Raw genomic sequence first — 2880 nt, 5'->3', positions numbered from 1 at the left:
GCACCCTGGGTGCGCAGCGGGCCGATCTCGGCCGGCATGAAGTTGGTCTCGCCGATGAAGCCCGCGACGAAGCGCGTGCGCGGCCGCTCGTACAGCGCCTTGGGCGCGTCGAGCTGCTGGATGCGGCCCTGGTTGAGGATCGCCACGCGGTCGGCCATGGTCAGCGCCTCGCCCTGGTCGTGCGTGACGAAGACCACCGTGATGCCGAGCTGCGACTGCAGCCGCTTGATCTCGAGCTGCATCTCCTCGCGCAGGTTCTTGTCGAGCGCGCTCAGCGGCTCGTCCATCAGCAGCACCTTCGGCTTGTAGACGATGGCGCGCGCCAGCGCCACGCGCTGCTGCTGGCCGCCCGAGAGCTGCGCCGGCATGCGCTTGCCGTAGCCCTCGAGCCGCACCGTGGCCAGCGCCTGCTCGGCCAGGCGGTGCCGCTCGGTGCGCGCCACGCCGCGCATCTTGAGGCCGAAGGCCACGTTGTCGAGCACCGAGAGGTGCGGGAACAGCGTGTACTTCTGGAACACCATGCCGAGGTTGCGCTGGCTCGCGGGCAGGTAGGTGACGTCGCGGCCGTCGATGGCGATGCTGCCGGCATCGGGCAGCTCGAAGCCCGCGATGCTCATGAGGATCGAGGTCTTGCCCGAGCCGCTGGGCCCGAGCAGCGCGAGGAATTCGCCGGGCTGCACGCTCAGCGACACATCGTCGACCGCGCGCACCGCGCCGAAACGCTTGGCGAGGCCGCGGATCTCGATGCCGGCACCGCCGACGCGTTCGGAGCCCGCAACGGGCGGTTGGGTTGCCGTGGATGCCATGCTGCGGATTCCTTTGGGTGCGTGCGGGAGATAGGGACGTCAGCGCCGGCCGAAGCGCGCTGCGACGGCGGCGAAGGCCGCGTCGGTGGCCTGCAGGGCCAGGTCGATGTCTTGCACGGTGTGTGCCAGCGACAGGAACATGTTGTGCTTGGGATGCAGGTAGACGCCGCGGCGCAGCGCCTCGACCGTGAACACGGCCCCCTTGTCGAAGCCCGGGTCTTCGTCGAACAGGATCAGCGGCAGCGCCGCCGGGCCCGTCTGGCGCACCAGCACCCCATGGCTCGCGGACTGCGCGGCGATGCCGTCGCGGAAACGCTGGCCCATGGCCTGCACATGGCCCACCACGTCCTGCGCATCGGCCACTTCGATGGTCGCGAGGCCTGCGGCCATCGCCACGCCGCCCGACCAGAACGAGCCCGTGGTGTAGATGCGCGTGGCCGCCTCGCGCAGCGCATCGACCCCGGTCACGGCCGCGAGCGCATAACCATTGGCGATCGACTTGCTCCAGGCGCTGAGGTCGGGCCGCACGCCCACGGTCTCCCAGCTGCCGCCCGCATGCACGCGAAAGCCCGCGCGCACCTCGTCGAGGATCAGCGCGGCACCGGCCTGGTCGCAGAGTTCGCGGGCACGGCGCGCGAACTCGGGCGTGGGCAGCTCCTGGTCGATGCCCAGGTCGTGCTTGAAGGCCGCGCAGACGATGGCCGCGAGGTCTGTGCCTGCCTGAGCAACGGCAGTCTCGAGGCTCGCGATGTCGTTGTAGGTGTAGTGAATCAGGTGCGCGCGGTCCTCGGGCGTGATGCCCTGGGGGATCGGCGTACACCAGGGATCGGCACCGTGATAGGCCTTGGTCGCAACCAGCACCTTGCGCTTGCCGGTGGCCGCGCGCGCCACCATGAGGCAGACGGTGGTGGCATCGGTGCCGTTCTTCTGGAACAGCACCCAGTCGGCATGGGCGCTGCGCGCGACGAAGCGTTCGGCCAGTTCGACGAAGCGCGCCGTGGGGCCGTCGAGGCAGTCGCCCAGGGCCTGCTGCTTGCGCGCCGCCTCATCGACCACCGGATGGTGATGGCCCAGCAGGTTCGGACCCCAGCTGCACATGAAGTCGATGTATTCGTTGCCGTCGACGTCCCAGACGCGGCAGCCCTGGCCGCGCTCGAAGAACTGCGGATAGCCCGCGGGCAGCGAGGCCGCGTTCAGGTGCCCCGTCATGCCGCCGGGCACGACCTTGGCGGCGCGTTGCCGGAGCTGGAGATCGTGCTGGTTCGGCCTGTTCTGCGAGGCGGCGGACGACATTCGGGAACCCTTCGTTGCGTTAGTTTTGAGGCATGATATATCATATTTACTGTAGCGCAATAGCTCACAAACCCGGCATCCGCCCTCGCACGAGAACGATCGGAGACACCCATGGCATTACTGTTCGGCGCCCTCGCCGATGACCTGACCGGCGGCATGGAACTGGCCGCGATGCTGGTGGCGCACGGCGTGCGCTGCGGCTTCGTGACGCGGCCCGAAGCCCTGGCCGAACTCGGCGACGAACTCGACGCGGTGGTGATCGCGCGCAAGACGCGCGTGGTGCCGGCGGCCGACGCGGTCGCGGCCTTCGAGGCCGGCGCCCGCGCGCTGCTCGAGCGCGGCGCGCGCCAGCTCTTCTTCAAGTACTGCGCCACCTTCGACTCCACCGACGACGGCAACATCGGCCCCTGCGCCGACCTGTTGCGCGAGCTCACGGGCGCGAAGCTCACCGCCTTCTGCCCCTCGTTCCCCGAGGCCGGCCGCCGCGTGTTCCAGGGCCATCTGTTCGCCGACCAGATGCTGATCTCGGAGTCGCCCAAGCGCTTCGACCCGCTGACGCCGATGCTCGACCCCAACCTCGTGCGCACGCTGCAGCGGCAGACCAAGACCCGCGTCGGCCTGATCCCGCAGCAGGTGGTGCATGCGGGCCCCGAGGCGATGCGCGCGCACGTGGCCGCGCTCGAGGCCGAGGGCACCGGCTTCGCGATCGCCGACGCGGCCGAGCCCGAGGACCTGCGCGCCCTCGCCGGCCTGACCTGGGACTGGCCGCTGATGACCGGCA

General features: G+C 70.0%; 3 protein-coding genes. 1 reads left to right on the top strand and 2 read right to left on the bottom strand.

Translation table 11 applies throughout. From position 1 onward, the window contains the following. Positions 1-806 (bottom strand): ABC transporter ATP-binding protein (locus AC27VN_RS37860; RefSeq protein ID WP_490879985.1); only part of this gene is annotated, 806 nt, incomplete at its 3' end. Positions 807-845: 39 nt separating this feature from the next. After that, the gene (locus tag AC27VN_RS37855; RefSeq protein ID WP_490879984.1) at positions 846-2099 is read right to left on the bottom strand and encodes an aminotransferase class III-fold pyridoxal phosphate-dependent enzyme; all 1254 of its coding nucleotides are present in this window, start codon (positions 2097-2099) and stop codon (positions 846-848) included. 111 nt (positions 2100-2210) lie between these two features. Between AC27VN_RS37855 and AC27VN_RS37850 the strand changes: the two genes are divergently transcribed. Next, positions 2211-2880, top strand: a 670-nt coding sequence (locus tag AC27VN_RS37850) for a four-carbon acid sugar kinase family protein (protein WP_490879983.1), incomplete at its 3' end; no start/stop codon positions are given.

Source organism: Variovorax sp. 20P10.2.4 (genome assembly GCF_058244205.1).
The sequence above is the reverse complement of the archived record's forward strand: the minus strand, read 5'-3'. Positions and strand labels throughout refer to the sequence as shown.

Bases quoted from the DNA above. Each gene is read 5' to 3' on its own strand.
- AC27VN_RS37855 (WP_490879984.1), bottom strand. From the start codon at position 2,099: ATGTCGTCCGCCGCCTCGCAGAACAGGCCGAACCAGCACGATCTCCAG.